At 63.6% G+C, this 16,306-nt stretch carries 14 protein-coding genes; 13 read left to right on the top strand and 1 reads right to left on the bottom strand.

Annotated features, from left to right (window positions below; translation table 11 throughout):
- Nucleotides 1-19: 19 nt before the first annotated feature.
- From ftsZ to AC0L26_RS18425, 6 genes are all read left to right on the top strand, one after another.
- A complete protein-coding gene (gene ftsZ / locus AC0L26_RS18400; RefSeq protein WP_473633826.1) occupies nt 20-1,684 on the top strand; it encodes a cell division protein FtsZ in 1,665 nt (554 codons plus the stop codon).
- Nucleotides 1,685-1,954: 270 nt separating this feature from the next.
- Nucleotides 1,955-2,902: a UDP-3-O-acyl-N-acetylglucosamine deacetylase gene (gene lpxC, locus AC0L26_RS18405; RefSeq protein ID WP_473633827.1), complete on the top strand. Its 948-nt coding sequence runs from the start codon at nt 1,955-1,957 to the stop codon at nt 2,900-2,902.
- 216 nt (nt 2,903-3,118) lie between these two features.
- Entirely contained in the window at nt 3,119-3,988 is an 870-nt protein-coding gene (locus AC0L26_RS18410; RefSeq protein WP_473633828.1) for an outer membrane protein assembly factor BamD, read from the top strand.
- 13 nt (nt 3,989-4,001) lie between these two features.
- On the top strand, nt 4,002-5,675 hold the full coding sequence (gene recN / locus AC0L26_RS18415; RefSeq protein WP_473633829.1) for a DNA repair protein RecN: 1,674 nt from the start codon (nt 4,002-4,004) through the stop codon (nt 5,673-5,675).
- Nucleotides 5,676-5,824: 149 nt separating this feature from the next.
- The gene (gene ligA, locus AC0L26_RS18420) at nt 5,825-8,029 is read left to right on the top strand and encodes an NAD-dependent DNA ligase LigA (RefSeq protein ID WP_473633830.1); all 2,205 of its coding nucleotides are present in this window, start codon (nt 5,825-5,827) and stop codon (nt 8,027-8,029) included.
- Nucleotides 8,029-8,721 (top strand): DUF2461 domain-containing protein, encoded by a 693-nt coding sequence (locus AC0L26_RS18425; RefSeq protein WP_473633831.1) that lies wholly within the window; start codon nt 8,029-8,031, stop codon nt 8,719-8,721. The genes ligA and AC0L26_RS18425 overlap by 1 nt, the downstream gene beginning before the upstream one ends.
- 32 nt (nt 8,722-8,753) lie before the next feature.
- Here AC0L26_RS18425 and AC0L26_RS18430 read toward each other — a convergent pair whose 3' ends face one another.
- The gene (locus AC0L26_RS18430; RefSeq protein ID WP_473633832.1) at nt 8,754-9,512 is read right to left on the bottom strand and encodes an SDR family NAD(P)-dependent oxidoreductase; all 759 of its coding nucleotides are present in this window, start codon (nt 9,510-9,512) and stop codon (nt 8,754-8,756) included.
- Nucleotides 9,513-9,665: 153 nt separating this feature from the next.
- On the opposite strand from AC0L26_RS18430, the gene AC0L26_RS18435 reads away from it, so the two are divergent.
- From AC0L26_RS18435 to AC0L26_RS18465, 7 genes are all read left to right on the top strand, one after another.
- Nucleotides 9,666-11,075, top strand: a complete 1,410-nt coding sequence (locus AC0L26_RS18435; RefSeq protein ID WP_473633833.1) for an aldehyde dehydrogenase family protein — start codon at nt 9,666-9,668, stop codon at nt 11,073-11,075.
- Between the two features lie 15 nt (nt 11,076-11,090).
- Nucleotides 11,091-11,894 (top strand): N-formylglutamate amidohydrolase, encoded by an 804-nt coding sequence (locus tag AC0L26_RS18440; RefSeq protein WP_473633834.1) that lies wholly within the window; start codon nt 11,091-11,093, stop codon nt 11,892-11,894.
- Between the two features lie 71 nt (nt 11,895-11,965).
- Complete coding sequence (locus AC0L26_RS18445; RefSeq protein ID WP_473633835.1) at nt 11,966-12,550, top strand: helix-turn-helix domain-containing protein; 585 nt, start codon at nt 11,966-11,968, stop codon at nt 12,548-12,550.
- Between the two features lie 156 nt (nt 12,551-12,706).
- Nucleotides 12,707-13,432, top strand: a complete 726-nt coding sequence (locus AC0L26_RS18450) for an ABC transporter ATP-binding protein (protein ID WP_473633836.1) — start codon at nt 12,707-12,709, stop codon at nt 13,430-13,432.
- 42 nt (nt 13,433-13,474) lie between these two features.
- Complete coding sequence (locus tag AC0L26_RS18455; RefSeq protein WP_473633837.1) at nt 13,475-14,629, top strand: ABC transporter substrate-binding protein; 1,155 nt, start codon at nt 13,475-13,477, stop codon at nt 14,627-14,629.
- 49 nt (nt 14,630-14,678) lie between these two features.
- Nucleotides 14,679-15,383 (top strand): ABC transporter ATP-binding protein, encoded by a 705-nt coding sequence (locus AC0L26_RS18460; RefSeq protein ID WP_354488209.1) that lies wholly within the window; start codon nt 14,679-14,681, stop codon nt 15,381-15,383.
- Nucleotides 15,384-15,390: 7 nt separating this feature from the next.
- Nucleotides 15,391-16,290 carry a branched-chain amino acid ABC transporter permease gene (locus AC0L26_RS18465; RefSeq protein WP_473633838.1) on the top strand — a complete coding sequence of 300 codons (900 nt, stop codon included), beginning with the start codon at nt 15,391-15,393 and terminating at the stop codon, nt 16,288-16,290.
- Nucleotides 16,291-16,306 lie beyond the last annotated feature (16 nt).

The raw sequence follows: 16,306 nt of genomic DNA on the forward strand, positions 1-16,306 counted from the left end.
AAGGCAAAGGACGGAGACAATGACCATCAATCTGCAGAAGCCGGACATCACCGAGCTCAAGCCGCGTATCACCGTGTTCGGTGTCGGCGGCGGCGGCGGCAATGCCGTCAACAACATGATCACAGCCGGCTTGCGCGGCGTCGAGTTCGTGGTGGCCAATACCGACGCGCAGGCGCTGACCATGTCCAAGGCGGACCGCCTGATCCAGCTCGGCGCGCATGTCACCGAGGGCCTGGGTGCGGGATCGCAACCGGAAGTCGGGCGCGCGGCGGCGGAGGAATGCATCGACGAGATCATCGATCACCTCTCCAACACCCATATGTGCTTCGTTACTGCGGGCATGGGCGGCGGTACCGGCACGGGGGCCGCGCCGGTCGTTGCACGTGCCGCCCGCGAGAAGGGGATTCTCACCGTCGGCGTCGTCACCAAGCCGTTCCATTTCGAAGGCCAGCGCCGCATGAAGACGGCGGATCTGGGCATCGAGGAATTGCAGAAATGCGTCGACACCCTGATCGTCATCCCCAACCAGAACCTGTTCCGGCTGGCCAATGACAAGACGACCTTCGCCGACGCTTTCGCCATGGCCGACCAGGTGCTCTACTCCGGGGTGGCCTGCATCACCGACCTGATGGTCAAGGAAGGGCTGATCAACCTCGACTTCGCCGACGTCCGCTCGGTCATGCGCGAAATGGGCAAGGCGATGATGGGGACGGGCGAAGCTTCCGGCGAGGGGCGCGCAATGGCCGCCGCCGAAGCCGCGATCGCCAACCCGCTGCTCGACGAGACCTCGATGAAGGGCGCCAAGGGCCTGTTGATCTCGATCACCGGCGGCCGCGACCTGACCCTGTTCGAAGTCGACGAGGCGGCGACCCGCATTCGCGAGGAGGTCGACCAGGAAGCCAACATCATTCTGGGTGCGACGTTCGACGAGGATCTCGAAGGTGTCATCCGCGTCTCCGTGGTTGCTACCGGCATCGACAAATCGGCGGCTGACATCGCCGCCGCGCCGATCGCCATCCGTACGGCTCCGCCAAAGCCCGTCAGCCGCCCGGCCGTTCCGGTCACGGAAAACCGTCCTGCACCTGTCCAGCAGGGAGGCTACGAACCACGCGCCGCCGATCCTGTGGCCGAGGCGATTCAGCTTGCCGAGGCGAATGCCGCGGCGATGACGCGTCCCGCGCCGGTTGCCCAGGCGGAAGACTTCCGCCCACAGAGCAAGATCTTCCAGGCGCCGCCGGCCCAGCCGCAGCCGATGGTGCAGCCAGCGGTTCAGCAGGTGATGCAGCCTGCGCCACAGCGCGAAACGCTTCACCCGGTAGCCGCAGCACCCCAGCGCATGCCGCGCGTCGAGGACTTCCCGCCGGTGGTGAAAGCCGAAGTGGAAGCCAAGGCCCGCCCGGCCGACCATGAGAACAGCGGACCGATGGGACTGCTCAAGCGCTTGACGAACGGCCTTACCCGCCGCGAAGAGGAGCCTGCACGGCTGCAGCCGGCGCAACCGCGCGAGCCGAAACTGCGCCAGGCAGCGCCCGAAGTGCGCCGCCTTGCCAGCCAGGACCCGCAGCTTTACGCGCCGCGCCGCGGCCAGTTGGACGACCAGGGCCGGCTGACGCCGCAGAGCAGGGCCGTCCAGGAAGACGATCAGCTGGAGATTCCGGCATTCCTGCGCCGCCAGGCCAATTGACCTGTTAACGGTCTGTAACAATTGTTAACAGGCAGATAAGAAATTGTTTGCCTGTTAATGTTAAAAGCCATTAGAAAACAATCCCTTACGGGACGATGTCCACTCCAGATCGCGGTTACAGCAAGTAAGAAACCGTGATTTGGAGACTTTCTGCCGGAACACTATCTTCGCCCCGAGCAATGTCGGTTTGCTGGATTCGGGGAAGTGCCCGCCTGCCGATCAAAGAGCCGCGCCCTTGGGCTCATGAAGCGGACTTAGGCAGTATGGGCGATGGGGTTTGTTTTGCACGACTATCAGACGACACTTAAATCGCGTGCGACGCTGACAGGTACCGGCGTTCACAGTGGCAATTCCGTTACCGTTCATTTCCTGCCGGCAGACGCTGATACGGGGATCGTGTTCCAGCTTTCGAACGGAGGCGAGGGCCGTGAGTTCCGTGCGCTCGTTTCCGAAGTCGGCGCTACCGATCTTTGCACGATGCTCGGCGATCCGGCAGGCGAGCATATCGCCACCGTCGAACATCTGATGGCCACGCTTTTCGGGCTCGGCATCGATAATCTCGTCATCGAGATCGACGGCCACGAGGTTCCGATCCTTGACGGCAGCGCCATGGCGTTCGTGGAGGCCATCGACCAGGCGGGCATCGACACGCTGCCGGTCAAGCGCCGCTACATCAGGGTGGTCAAGCCGGTTCGCATCGAGAACGGTGCCTCCTGGGCGGAGTTCAGGCCCTATGACGGCACGCGCTTCGAGATCGAGATCGATTTCGAAAGCCCGGCGATCGGCCGTCAGCTCTTCGCATCCGACATGAACGCCGACATTTTCCGCCGCGATATCGCGCGGGCTCGCACCTTCGGTTTCATGAAGGATGTCGAGCGGCTGTGGGCGGCCGGCTATGCGCTTGGCTCCTCGCTGGAAAACTCCCTGGTGATCGGCGACGACAACCGCGTGATCAATATGGGAGGCTTGCGCTATCCCAACGAGTTCGTGCGCCACAAGACGATGGACGCCATGGGCGATCTGGCGCTGGCCGGCGCCCGGTTCATCGGCTGCTTCCGTTCCTATCGCGGCGGCCACAGGCTGAACGCGGCGGCGCTGCGCCGCCTTTTGTCGGACCGTTCGGCGTTTGAGATCGTCGAGACGACACGCCGCGAGCGCGGTCGTACCGCCGAGATGAACGCCGTCTATGCGCCCGTTTACGCGCCCTGGATGGTCTGATTCTTAACGTTTTTCGGCTTTTATAACCATCGGCCTGTGTTGCAGGAATGCATCATTGGCCGGCGAAATCATGTAAGTGCGCAGGCCGCGCCAAGTCGCCACAAAAATGTGCGATTGGCCGGGGATAGCGTTGCCGGGCACGGCGATTATGGTTTATGGCTGCTGCCCCAGAGCGAAACGACGACTGCAATGACGCCGAAAGGGCGGAATCCAATCATGTTCTTCAAGCGAGTTGGTCAATCGAAAGCGCCGCAGCGGGCTTTTTTCCTGGCGCTTTCGGTGGTTGTTCCATCGCTGATCCTGTCGGCCTGCATGTCGTCCGAGAAGGATGTCGACCTGTCGACCTATGTCGAGCAGACCGAACCAGCCGACGTTCTCTACAATCAGGGCCTCGCCAACCTGAATGCCGGCCGCCTGCAAGAGGCGAGCCGCAAGTTCAGTGCGGTCGACCGTCAGCATCCATATTCGGAATACGCCCGCAAATCGATGGTGATGGGCGCCTTTGCCGACTATCGCCAGGGGAACTATACCGAGGCGATCGGTTCGGCCAAGCGCTACCTCACGCTCTATCCGTCGACCGACGACGCGGCTTACGCCCAGTACATCATCGGGCTGAGCTATTACCGGCAAATCAAGGACGTCACCCAAGACCAGAAGGAAGCGCGCCAGACCGTGCAGACGATGCAGGATCTGGTGACGCGCTGGCCCGATTCCGAATATGTCGACGACGCCAAGGAGAAGATCCGCTTCGCCAACGACCAGCTGGCCGGCAAAGAGATGCAGATCGGCCGTTATTATCTTGAGCGCCGTGAATATATCGCCGCCGTCAAGCGGTTCCGCAATGTGGTGGAGACCTATTCCAACACGCGCCATGTCGAGGAGGCGCTCGCGCGCCTTACCGAAAGCTACTATGCCATGGGGCTGACATCGGAGGCGCAGACCGCCGCGGCTGTGCTCGGCACCAACTATCCCGACAGCGTGTGGTACAAGGATTCCTACAAGCTCCTGCAGACTGGTGGACTCGAGCCGCGCGAGAATGCCGGGTCGTGGATCGCCAAGGCCGGGAAGCTGATCACCGGCGCCTGAGCGGCGCGTCACCATGCTTTCCAGACTGTCGATCCGCGATATCGTTCTGATCGAAAAGCTGGACATCGACTTTTCGTCCGGCCTTTCGGTGCTGACCGGCGAAACCGGTGCTGGAAAATCCATCCTGCTCGACGCGCTGTCGCTGGCGCTCGGCGCCCGCGGCGACGCCTCGCTGGTGCGGCATGGCGCGGCACAGGGCCAGGTCATCGCCGTGTTCGACGTGCCGCGCAACCATCCTGCACGCATGCTGCTTGCCGACAACGCCATCGAAGACGATGGCGACATCATCCTGCGCCGCGTGCAGACGGCGGACGGCCGTACCCGCGTCTTCGTCAACGACCAGCCTTCCAGCGTGACGCTGATGCGCGACGTCGGTCACGCGCTGGTCGAGATCCACGGCCAGCATGACGAGCGCGCCCTGGTCGATCCCGGCGCCCATCGCGAATTGCTGGACAGTTTTGGCGGTCATCTCGGCACTGTCCGTGCGACAGGTGAGGCGTGGCGCTATTGGCGAGGCTGCGAGCAGGATCTTGCCAAGCACCGCGCCAAGGTTGAAGCGGCGGCGCGCGAGGCCGACTATCTCAGGGCCGCGGTCGCCGAATTGACTAAGCTCGATCCCCAGCCCGGCGAAGAGACCGAGCTGGCGGAACTGCGCGCCACGATGATGCGGGCGGAAAAGATCGCCTCGGAAATCCATGACGCGCAGGATGTACTTTCCGGACCGTCCTCGCCCTTGCCGCAGCTCGCCAGCCTGCTCAGGCGCCTGCAGCGCAAGGTGACGGAAGCGCCGGGCCTGCTCGACGATGTGGTCAAGTCGCTCGACGAGGCGATGCTGTCGCTCGACGCGGCACAGTCGGGTGTCGAAGCAGCCCTTCGCGCCACCGAATACGATCCGCAGCGGTTGGAGAAGGCGGAAGAGCGGCTGTTTTCGCTGCGCGCCGCCTCGCGCAAGCACAGCGTGGCGGTCGACGATCTGGCGCAGTTGCGTGACACGATGGTCGCCGATCTTGCCGATCTCGATGCCGGCGAAGAGCGCCTGCACGGGCTGGAAAAGCAGGCCGCGGCGGCGCGCGAGGCCTACGACATTTCGGCGGCGCAGCTGTCGTCGCTTCGCCATGCGGCGGCCGTCGGGCTGACCAAGGCCGTCATGGCCGAACTGCCGGCGCTGAAGCTCGAGCGGGCCGAATTCATCGTCGAAATGACGAGCGTTGCCGAAAGCCGGATGGAAGAGGGCATCGACCAGGTCGAGTTCTGGGTGCGCACCAATCCCGGCACCAGGCCCGGCCCAATGATGAAGGTCGCTTCCGGCGGTGAGCTGTCGCGCTTTCTGCTGGCGCTGAAAGTGGCGCTGGCCGACCGCGGTTCGGCGCCGACCTTGGTCTTCGATGAAATCGACACCGGCGTTGGCGGCGCGGTGGCGGACGCCATCGGCCAAAGGCTGGCGCGGTTGTCGAAGCGCGTGCAGGTGCTTTCGGTTACTCACGCGCCGCAGGTGGCAGCGCGCGCGGCGACGCATTTCCTGATCTCCAAATCCGGCAGCGCCGATCGCGTCGCCACTGGCATCGCCGAGATGGACCGGGCAGCGCGCCAGGAGGAGATCGCGAGGATGCTGGCCGGAGCGACGATCACCGACGAGGCACGCGCGGCGGCCGAGCGGCTGCTGCGGGAGAATACGGCCGCAGCATAGAAACGGGCGGTCCATCGCCGAAATCCAGGCTTTCCGGCAGAGTCAGGATATGGCTGCATCCCGCTGTTCAGGATTGATTTTCTCGCGGGCTGGCTCCCCTACGGCAAATCCTGATCTATAGTGGCGCGCCATTCTTGGGGAAGCAGTTCATGTCCGAAAAATCCGTCGATTCGCTCAACGAGAGCGAGGCAGCCAGCGAGCTGAAGCGGCTGGCCGAGGAGATCGCCGAGCACGACCGGCGATACCATGGCGAGGACGCGCCTGTTATCACGGACGCCGAGTATGACGCGCTGACGCGGCGCAACCTCGCCATCGAACAACGCTTTCCCGATCTGGTGCGCGAAGATTCGCCGTCGCGCCGGGTCGGCTCGCCGCCGGCGGAAGGCTTTGCCAAGGTGCGTCATGCGGTGCCGATGCTCAGCCTGGCCAAGGCCTATACCGACCAGGACGTCGCCGATTTCATCGAACGCGGCCGGCGATTCTTCGATCGCGACAAGGATCTCGACATCGCTTTCACGGCCGAGCCGAAGATCGACGGCCTGTCGGCTTCGCTGCGTTATGAAGGCGGCGTGTTCGTGCAGGGTGCAACGCGCGGCGATGGCACCGTCGGCGAGGACATCACCGCCAATCTCAGGACGATCGCCGACATTCCCAAGCATCTGAAAGGCTCGGGCTGGCCCGATGTCATCGAGATACGCGGCGAGGTCTATATGACCTATGCGGAATTCGAGGCACTGAAGCAACGGTCGGCGGCGGCCGGCGGCCAGGACTACGTCAATCCTCGCAATACGGCGGCCGGGTCGCTTCGGCAGAAAGATCCATCCGTCACCGCCAGCCGCAATCTTAGATTTTTCGCCTATGCCTGGGGCTATACGACGGCGGATCCCGCTCCGACCCAGTACGAGTCCGTGCAGAAGTTCAAGGATTGGGGGTTCCAGATCAGCCCGCTGATGGTGCGGGCCAAGTCGGTCGAGGAACTGGTCGCGCATTACCACCTGATCGAGGAGCAGCGCTCGTCGCTTGGCTACGACATCGACGGCGTCGTCTACAAGGTCGACCAGTTGGAGCTGCAGCGCCGATGGGGATTTGTCACTGGCGAACCGCGCTGGGCTGTCGCTCATAAATTCCCGGCCGAACAGGCAATGACGACCGTGCAGAGGATCGACATCCAGGTCGGCCGCACCGGCACGCTTGCGCCGGTTGCGCGACTGGCGCCAGTCACGGTCGGCGGCGTGGTGGTCGAGAACGTCACGCTGCACAATGAGGACTATATCAAGGGCCTGGACAGCACCGGCCAGCCGATCCGTGACGGCATCGATGTGCGCATCGGCGACACGGTGGTGATCCAGCGGGCAGGGGACGTCATTCCGCAGATCGTCAGCGTCGTTATTGATAAGCGGCCGGCCGATGCCGCGCCCTACGAATTTCCGCACGTCTGCCCGATCTGCGGCTCGCCGGCGACGCGCGAGATCAACGAGAAGACCGGCAAGGAAGATTCCCGCCGCCGCTGCACCGGCGAACTGATCTGCCCGGCGCAGGCCGTGGAAGGGTTGCGCCACTTCGTGTCGCGCGGCGCCCTGGATATCGAAGGCCTCGGCGCCGAAAACATCGACCTGTTCTTCAATGCGGGGTTGATCAAGACAGCCGCCGACATCTTCACGCTCAGGGATCGGCGTCCAGCCGTCACCAGGGCTTTGGCCGAGCGGCGCGAGGAGCAGGCGAGGCAACGCGAGGCGGCATCAGGCAAGACTCGCAAGAATGTGCGCGGTGTCGAGGATCGCAACTATGAAAGCCTGGACAAGCTCTTCGCTGCCATCGACGCTCGCCGCGAACCGGAGCTCGATCGCTTCATCTTCGCGCTTGGCATTCGTCACATTGGCGAGACGACGGCGGCCGTGCTTGCCCGAGAGTTCTCGACCATCGAGGAGCTGATCCGCATCGGCAAGGAGACTGCAAAAGCCGAGAATCCGCATGACGTTTTTCCGTCGATCAACGGCATTGGCGACACGGTGATCAACGCGCTGCGCGATTTCTTCGGCAACGAGCGCAACGACGACGTGCTCGACGCGCTGCTCGCGCAGGTCCGGCCGAAGCCCTACATCGTCAACGTCTCGGCCGACAGCGCTGTCGCCGGCAAGACGATCGTCTTCACGGGCACGCTGGAAAAGATGACGCGACCGGAAGCCAAGGCAATGGCGGAACGTCTCGGCGCGAAAGTCGCGGGCTCGGTTTCGGCGAAGACCGATCTCGTCGTCGCCGGACCCGGCGCCGGCTCCAAGCTCAAGCTCGCCACCGAACTCGGCATCGAGGTGATTGACGAGGACGCCTGGCTAGCGCGGATCGGCAAGGCGTGATGACGGGCACGTTCAACGGTTTTGGCCGGAAGGCCATTCCATTTCTTAGGGCGCTCGACTTTCACCAGAGCCGGGAGTGGTTCCAGGAGAACCGCGACCTCTACGAAAGCGAGCTTTATGAGCCGTTCGGAGATCTCGTCGAAACGCTCTCCGAACGCTTCGCGGTGGCGGGACTGGGCTTGCGCGGCGATCGCAAGAAATCGCTGTTCCGCATCAATCGCGACGTGCGGTTCGCTAAGGACAAAAGGCCCTATAACAGCCATCTGTCGGCCATCCTGTCGCCGGACGGCACCAAGATGGAGCAGGGCGTGTTCTTCGTTTACATCGGGCTCGACCGTTGCTTTGCCAGCGTCGCCTGGTGGCAGCCGGGCCCGGAGTTGCTCCAGGCCATGCGAAAGGCGATCGCGACGAACCCAGCGGAATTCCGTAGCCTGATCGGGAGACTGAAGAAGGCCGGACTCGAATTCGATACGGATGGATGCATGAAGCGCGCGCCACGCGGCTTCGAGGATGTCACGGAAGCCGATCTCGCCCAGGCTGTCCGCAACCGGCATTTCGCTGTCCGCCACACGATCGACCCGGCCGGAATCCACACGTCGGCCCTGGTCGACGAACTTGTCGATTTCACCGTGTGCGCCAGGCCGCTACTCGACTGGGGCCGGGCGATCCAAGGCAAGGTTTCGGCGAGTTAGGGTTTCCGTGCGGTCCGGTCGCGGATGTGGCGCTACATTCGCATCAAGAGACCACCGTCAACAGGGAGCTCAATTCCGGTGATGTAACTTGCCTGGTCGGAGAGCAGGAAAAGCGCGGCATTGGCCATGTCCTGAGGTGTGCCGATCCGGCCGAGCGGCGCGTAACTGGCGACTGCCGAGCGCTTTTCTTCGGTATCCCAGCGTGCCTGCAGCGGCGTCAGCGCCATGCCCGGACAGATGGCGTTAGACCGGATGCGGTCGCCGGCAAGCTGCATGGCCAGCGATTTGGAGAGCGCGCAGACGCCCGCCTTCGATGCCTGGTAGGCATCCTGCGGGTTCGCGTCGCCGCGATACCACTGGATAGTCGAGAAATGGACCATGGCCCCGCCGCGCCCACCAGAGCGCATATAGGGAACGACCGACCGTGCCGTGTGCACGAATGACTTCAGGTTGATGTTGAAGACCTGATCCCAGACGTCGAGGTCCATGTCGAGAGCCGATCTGTCGCGGCCGAACCAGAGCACGCCGGCAACATTGGCGAGATAGTCGATGCCACCGCGCTCACGGCCCGCCGAGCCGATGGCCTGTTCGACGAAGGCGGCGTCGGTGAGATCGCCCTGGGCGAAAGTGAGCCTGTCGTCATAGGAGGCGAGGGAGGCTGGGCGGGCCTTGACGTCGATGGCGGTAACGGATGCTCCCGCTTCGAGCAGCGCAAGCGCGATCGCTTCGCCCATGCCGCCACCGGCGCCAGCGACAACCGCGTGCCTGCCGGTGAAATCATAAACGATCATCTGCTTGCCCTCATGTGCTCCGCCCAACGCGCGATCGCCGGACAATAGGGCCGGATAAAAATTCCATCAAGCGGTATTAGAAAAAATTTGCCAAAATGGAAAATAACGGTATCGTGGCCGGATGACTTGCCAGTTCGGATGGATTTCAAAATCATGAACCTGCATTCCGGCGCGCGGACCTTCTCCGTGACCTCTCCTGTCGACGGCTCGACCTTTCTGACGCGCGGCTATGCTGACGGCACCGCAATCGAATCCGCGGTGACGCGGGCCCGTGCCGCATTGCCTTCCTGGCGGCGGACGCCGCTGGCCGAGCGGCTGGCGATCCTGCTGCGCTTCGGCGAGGAAATGAAAGCCCGGGCCGCTCCGCTTGCCGAGATGGTCGCATGGCAGATAGGGCGACCGCTTTGGCAGGCCGACGAGACGCCGCGTCTAGCGCTGATCGGACAGCTGCTTTCCGACATCGCGCCGGAAACGCTGGCCGACGTGCCCTATCCCTCCGACGAGACCATCCGCCGCTATGCGCGGCTGGTGCCGGGCGGCCTGCATCTGTCGATTTGTGCCTGGAACTATCCGACCGCCATGCTGGGCTATCTGGTGACGTCGCCGCTTGCAGCCGGCAATGTCGTGATCTTCAAGCATTCGCCGCAGACACCGCTGATCGCGGAGGTGGCAGAGGAGGCTTTTCGTGCCGCCGGCGGTCCCGAAGGCGTGTTCCAAAGCCTGCATCTCGATCATGCCGATGCGGAGCGATTGATCGCGTCCGGTGCCTTCAATACGGTGAACTTCATCGGTTCAGTCAATGGCGGCCGGCGCGTTCATGCCGCCGCCGCCGGCACCTTCACCCAGGTGCATCTCGAACTCGGCGGCAAGGACCCGACCTATGTCCGCGCCGATGCCGACCTTGAAGCGGCGATACCGCTGATCGCAGAGGGCACATACTCCAATGCAGGACAATCCTGCTGTTCGGTCGAACGGATCTATGTCGACCAGGCGATCCATGACCGCTTCGTCGACGCCCTTGTCGCCGAGACGGCGAAATGGACCATCGGGCATCCGATCGGCGAGAAGCCAATGGTAGGCCCAGTGGTGCGGGCGAGCGCCGCCGACTCGATCCGCGGTCTCACCGAAAGCGCGGTGCGGGCAGGGGCGCGGCGGCTGATGCCGCAGGATGGTGCGCTCAAGGCCGCAGGGCTTGGCGCCGCCTACGTCGCTCCAGAAGTCCTGGTCGGGGTCGATCACGGCATGCAGATCATGCGTGACGAGCTGTTCGGACCGGTGGCTTGCATCCAATCGGTCGACGGCGACGACCGGGCAATCGGCCTGATGAACGACAGCGAGTTCGGCCTGAGCGCCTCGATCTGGACGCAGGACATCGATCGCGGCGTGGCCCTGCTCGACGAGGTCGAGGCCGGCACCGTCTATCTCAACCGCTGCGACCACGCCGACCTGCATCTGCCTTGGGGCGGCATCAAGAATTCAGGTCTCGGCCGCACCAATGGCCGCGCCGGCCTGACAGAAGCGACGGCAGCGAAGGCCTTTCACATCCGCTCCGTCATCGGTTGAATTGGAGGTCGTCCGGTGAACGCGGCGGGCCTTGCAGGGCTTGACGATGCGACCGTCGAGAGGCTGGCCGCAGCCAGCGTCGAGCGGCTGTTGCCCGACACGACCAGCCCCTATCTGCTGATCGCCGAGCATGCCGGCAATCTCGTGCCGGCGCCATGGCATGACCTTGGCCTGGCAGTGTCCTATCTCGGCACGCATTTCGCCGTCGATATCGGCATCGACGCTTTGACGCGCCGGCTGTCGCGGACATTGCGGGCGCCAGCCGTGGTCGCGCATTATTCGCGGCTGTTCCTCGACTACAACCGTCCGGCGGGCGAGTGGGACTTCATGCGACCTGACCTTGGCGGCATTCCGGTACCAGGCAATCTCGCGGTCGATGCCGTCGACGCCAGGCTGCGCAAGCTTATCGCCTGGGCGCCGGTCGAACAGGCGATCACCGAGATCGCGGCAGGCAGGCAGGCGCTGGTCTCGATACACTCCTTCACTCCGGTGATGGGCGGCATCAGGCGCGACGTCGATATCGGTGTGCTGTGGCGCGAGCCGTCGCCTTTCGTCACCTCGGTTCTCAACACCCTCGGCGCGCGTGGCGCCGAAGCGGGCTTGAGGATCGGCGACAACGCGCCATACGACTGGCGTCAGGCGGTCGGCTATACGCTGAACCGGCATGGGCTCGAGCAGGGCAGGCCCTGCCTCTATCTCGAAGTCCGCAACGATCTGCTTTCCGATCCGGAAAAATTCGAGCTCATCAGCCAGACTCTGGAGACAAGCTTTGCCACTGTCGCGATGTCTTTATGGCCGAAATCAGCCGTAGCCGTCTAAACGCTGGACGCTCTCAGGCCACGCCGCTAGAGCTTGTCGAATTGGAAACACGACAGCCAAGGGCATGGGCGATGCAGGGCAATGTGGGCAGCAAGATCAGGGATGCGCGCAAAGAGCAGAACGTCACGCTGCGCAACCTCAGCGAGCGCTCCGGCCTTTCGGTCTCGCAGCTGTCGAAGCTCGAGAACGGCAAGGCGCGCCTGACGGTCGACGTGGCGCTGATGATCGCCGGCGTGCTGCATGTGCCGGTGGCGTCCTTCCTGTTCAGCCCGAAGCCGGGCATGCAGGCGCGCCGCTCGATCACGCGCGCCGGCAGCGGCATCCTGCATCAGGGCAATGCCATGGAATTCGAGGTCCTGTGCAGCGATTTTCGCGACAAGACCAACATTTTCTGGCGCGTCACGCTGCGGGCAAGGAGTTTTGAGGAGAATGGCGGCTGGCGCAGCCATTCGGGCGAGGAGTTCATCCATGTGCTCAGCGGCAGTCTGGAACTGCACACGATCCACTATGACCCGACGGTGCTGCAGCCGGGCGACAGCATCCTGTTCGACGGCGAAATGCGGCACGCCTATATCGCGCTCGGCGACGAGCCGGTCGTCATGCTGATGTCGAACACGGTCCCGCGCGATGGGCTGCCGGCCGGCGCTGGGGTCTGATCCGCCGGTCGGATTTCGGGGCCGGAAGTTCGGCTCGCCAAAGAATATTTTCTAAAATGGAAAAAAATACTTGTTATGGAAAAGTCGGGGGTCTAGCATCCTTGATGACCGGCTGACAGGAGAAAAAGCCATCGGCCGGGATGGGAGATGTGACCGATGCTGTCGGTTGAGGCAGTCAGCAAGACCTTTGGCGGCGTACAGGCGTTGCGCAATACTTCGCTGTCTTGCGCGGCCGGCGAAATCCTCGGCTTGATCGGTCCCAACGGTGCGGGAAAATCCACACTGGTCAATGCCATCTCCGGTGTGCTCAAGCCGGACACCGGCAGCGTGAAGCTGGCAGGCAAGGAAATCACTGGCCACGGTCCCGAGCATTGCGCGCGGGCCGGTGTCGGCCGCACTTTCCAGACCATCCGGCTGTTCAGGGATTTGACCGTCCGGCAGAATGTCGAAGTCGCCCATATCACCTGTCGCTCGGTTCGCCCCGATGTCGCGGCCCGCATCGGCGTCGACCGGCTGCTGGCCCAGTATCAACTGGACGGCTTCGCCGATGCTCCGGCGGGGACATTGTCCTACGGCAGCCAGCGCCGGCTCGAAATCGCCCGCGCGCTGGCGCTCGGTCCTTCGCTGCTTCTGCTCGACGAACCGGCGGCTGGGCTCAATGAAGATGAATCCGAGACACTGGCGGTGGCGATCGAGGGCATTCGTCGTGATGTCGGCTGCGCGACTATCGTCATCGATCACGATCTGCGTTTCATCAACCGGCTGTGCGACCGGCTCTGCGTCATGGACCAAGGCCAGGTGGTCGCTTCCGGGCAGACCGAAGAAGTGTGGCGCGATCCGCGTGTCATCGAGGTTTATGTCGGGCAGTCCGAGACATCGTGACGGCGCCTGGAATTGCAACAACAAGGGAGAAGGAGGGGTTCAATGGACAGGATGATTTTAGGGGCCGCTATTGCCGCGGCGGGGTTCTTGCAGGTGACGCATGCCGGCGCCGCCGATCTGAAGATCGGGCTCGCCGTGGCGATGACCGGCACCTATGCGCCCTACAGCGAGGCCGAAGGCGCCCGCTGCATGGCTGACAAATTGAACAAGGCGGCTGGCGCCGGTGATCCCAAGATCGAACTGATGATCGAGGACAACCGTTCCGATCCGCAACTTTCGGTTTCGCTCGGCCAGAAGTTCCTCGACGCCGGCGCCCAGGTCATCACCGGCGTGCCGTTCCCGGATGCGCTGATCCCGACCGCCCAGATCGCCGAGCCTTATGGCGCGACGGTGTTTTCGGCGCCAAACACCCAGATCGAGATGCAGCAGGCAGGCCTCGACAATTTTATTGCCGGCGCCGTGCCCGATCCGATCAATGCGGCGGCCACGGCCGATGCACTCTATGGCAAGGGTGCGCGCACCGTGGCGCTGCTGGTCTCGCCCGATGCCGGCTCCTACTCCGAAAAACTGCCGGAATGGTTCGGCGAGGTGTTTGAACATCTCGGCGGCAAAGTCGTCTCCAAGCTCAACTATTCCTGGGGCACCACGGACTGGTCGCCGCAGATCGCCAGCATCAAGGCACTGTCTGAAAAGCCTGATGCCATCCATGTCTGCGGTGTGCTGCCTGATGTAGGCATCCTCATTCGCCAGTTGCGCGCCAATGGCTATGACGGCTGGGTCGCCGGCTGTGATGCCTTCGACGACAAGTCCTTGGAAGGAACCGTCGGCGATCCGGCTTCGCTTGAGAAGGTGATGTTCGCCACCCATGGCGCGACCGGCGTCGACAGCCCGATCGACCACTTCCTGGCGCAGTGCAAGGCCGACGGCTACAAGATCAATGGCATCTTTGATGCGCTCGGCGCTGACATGGTGCAGATCAGCTATGAGGCGGCGAAGAAGTCCGGCACCGTCGAGCCCGCGGCCTTACGCGAAGCGATCCGCGCGTCGGGCGGCTATCCCGGCACGACGGCGCCGATCATCTCCTTCGCCGAAAAGAAGGGCTATCCGGTCAAGGCCGTGCCGGTGATGGGCTTCTCGAACGGCAAGCGCGTGCTCATCACCGACGCGCAGCCGACCTTCGTTCCGGCGTTGAACTGATTGGCAAAGCTGTTTTGATCATGCCGCGAGCGACAATCCGGGCCGATTCGTGCTGAAGGTCGAGAATCTGAGCGTGCGCTACGGCGCGGTCGCCGCCGTGCGCGATCTGTCGCTGTCGGTGGGGCAGGGCGAGCTTGTCGCCCTGCTCGGCCCGAACGGCGCCGGCAAGAGCTCGACCATCAATGCCTTGACTGGCCTTGTCTCGCCGTCGGCCGGCCGTATCGTCCTTGACGGTCAGGACATATCGCGTGTCCGAACCGAGGATCGTATTCGCGCCGGCCTGACATCGACGCCGGAAGGCCGGCACATCTTCGCCAATTTGACGGTCGGCGAGAACCTGCGGCTGGGCGCGGCGACGCGGCGCGACCCCAGAGGGGTTCGTCAGGACATGGAGCGCTTCCTCGCTTTGTTCCCGGTCCTCTCCGAACGCTACGCGCAGGCAGCCGGCACGCTTTCCGGCGGCGAGCAGCAGATGCTGGCCATCGCAAGATCGCTGATGTCGCGGCCAAAACTTCTGCTTCTCGACGAACCCTCGCTGGGGCTGGCACCGAAGATCGTCGTCCGGATCTTCGATTTCATCGGCCAGCTCAAGGCCGAGGGGCTGACGCTGCTGGTGGTCGAGCAGAACGCCAGGCAGGCGCTGCGCTTTGCCGACCGCGTCTATGTCATGAGTTCCGGCGCGCTTCGCTTCGACGGGCCGCCGTCCGGGCTTGCCGACGAACATGGCCTCCTCAATCTCTATATTGGCGGGTAGGCGCGGCATGGACTACGCTCTGCAGCAACTTTTGAACGCACTGGCCTTCGGTGCGGAATATTCGCTGGTGGCGCTTGGCCTGGCGGTGGTGTTTTCGATCATGGGGCTGGTGAATTTCGCCCATGGCGAGATCATCGGCGTTTCGGCCTACAGCGTATTCCTGGCCGCGGCGCTGGGGCTGACCTCGCCCATCGTCGCGGTCCTGCTTGCCATCGCGGCGGCGGCGCTGGCGGCCATCGCGTTCGAGCGGGTGGCGTTCCGCCCGGTTCGCTATGCGCCAACGACGACAGGATTGCTGACGGCCTTCGGCGTCAGCATCGTCGTGCAGAACCTGTTCATGCTGCTGATCTCGCCGAAACCGCAATCGGTCTCGATCCTCAATGGCCTGAACCAGATGTGGTTCTTCGGCCCGTTTGCGGTGTCGTCGCTTCAGGTCATGGAATTGATCGTCTCCGGCCTCACCATCATGGCCCTGGTGCTTTTCCTCAACCGGTCGACGCTCGGTTTGGCGATCCGCGCGGCGTCGCGCGATTTCGCCACCGTTCGCCTGATGGGCATCAGGGCCAACCGGGTGATTGCCACCGCCTTCGCCATTTCAGGCGCATTGGCCGGCATCGCCGCCGTGTTCATCATGGCGCGGCGCGGCAGCGTCTCACCCGATCTCGGCTTCAGCCTGGTGCTGAAGGCTTTCGTCGCCTGCGTCATCGGTGGCTTCGGCTCGCTTCCCGGGGCGGCGGTCGGCGGCATGCTGCTCGGCTTCATCGAAGTCGGCCTGCTCGTCGCCTTGCCGCAGGAATATGGGGGCTTCAAGGACGCGCTTACCTACGCGATCATCGTCGCGCTTCTCGTCTATCGACCGGAAGGCCTGCTTGGCCAACGGATCGAACTCGGCGACAAGGAGATCTAAAGGTGGGGGAGATCTG

This window comes from Mesorhizobium sp. WSM4823 (genome assembly GCF_055811195.1).

Coding starts and splice junctions, on each gene's coding strand:
- AC0L26_RS18445 (WP_473633835.1), top strand. CDS start 11,966: ATGCAGGGCAATGTGGGCAGCAAGATCAGGGATGCGCGCAAAGAGCAG.
- recN (WP_473633829.1), top strand. CDS start 4,002: ATGCTTTCCAGACTGTCGATCCGCGATATCGTTCTGATCGAAAAGCTG.
- AC0L26_RS18425 (WP_473633831.1), top strand. CDS start 8,029: ATGACGGGCACGTTCAACGGTTTTGGCCGGAAGGCCATTCCATTTCTT.
- lpxC (WP_473633827.1), top strand. CDS start 1,955: ATGGGGTTTGTTTTGCACGACTATCAGACGACACTTAAATCGCGTGCG.
- ligA (WP_473633830.1), top strand. CDS start 5,825: ATGTCCGAAAAATCCGTCGATTCGCTCAACGAGAGCGAGGCAGCCAGC.
- ftsZ (WP_473633826.1), top strand. CDS start 20: ATGACCATCAATCTGCAGAAGCCGGACATCACCGAGCTCAAGCCGCGT.
- AC0L26_RS18430 (WP_473633832.1), bottom strand. CDS start 9,512: ATGATCGTTTATGATTTCACCGGCAGGCACGCGGTTGTCGCTGGCGCC.
- AC0L26_RS18410 (WP_473633828.1), top strand. CDS start 3,119: ATGTTCTTCAAGCGAGTTGGTCAATCGAAAGCGCCGCAGCGGGCTTTT.
- AC0L26_RS18465 (WP_473633838.1), top strand. CDS start 15,391: ATGGACTACGCTCTGCAGCAACTTTTGAACGCACTGGCCTTCGGTGCG.
- AC0L26_RS18455 (WP_473633837.1), top strand. CDS start 13,475: ATGGACAGGATGATTTTAGGGGCCGCTATTGCCGCGGCGGGGTTCTTG.
- AC0L26_RS18450 (WP_473633836.1), top strand. CDS start 12,707: ATGCTGTCGGTTGAGGCAGTCAGCAAGACCTTTGGCGGCGTACAGGCG.
- AC0L26_RS18435 (WP_473633833.1), top strand. CDS start 9,666: ATGAACCTGCATTCCGGCGCGCGGACCTTCTCCGTGACCTCTCCTGTC.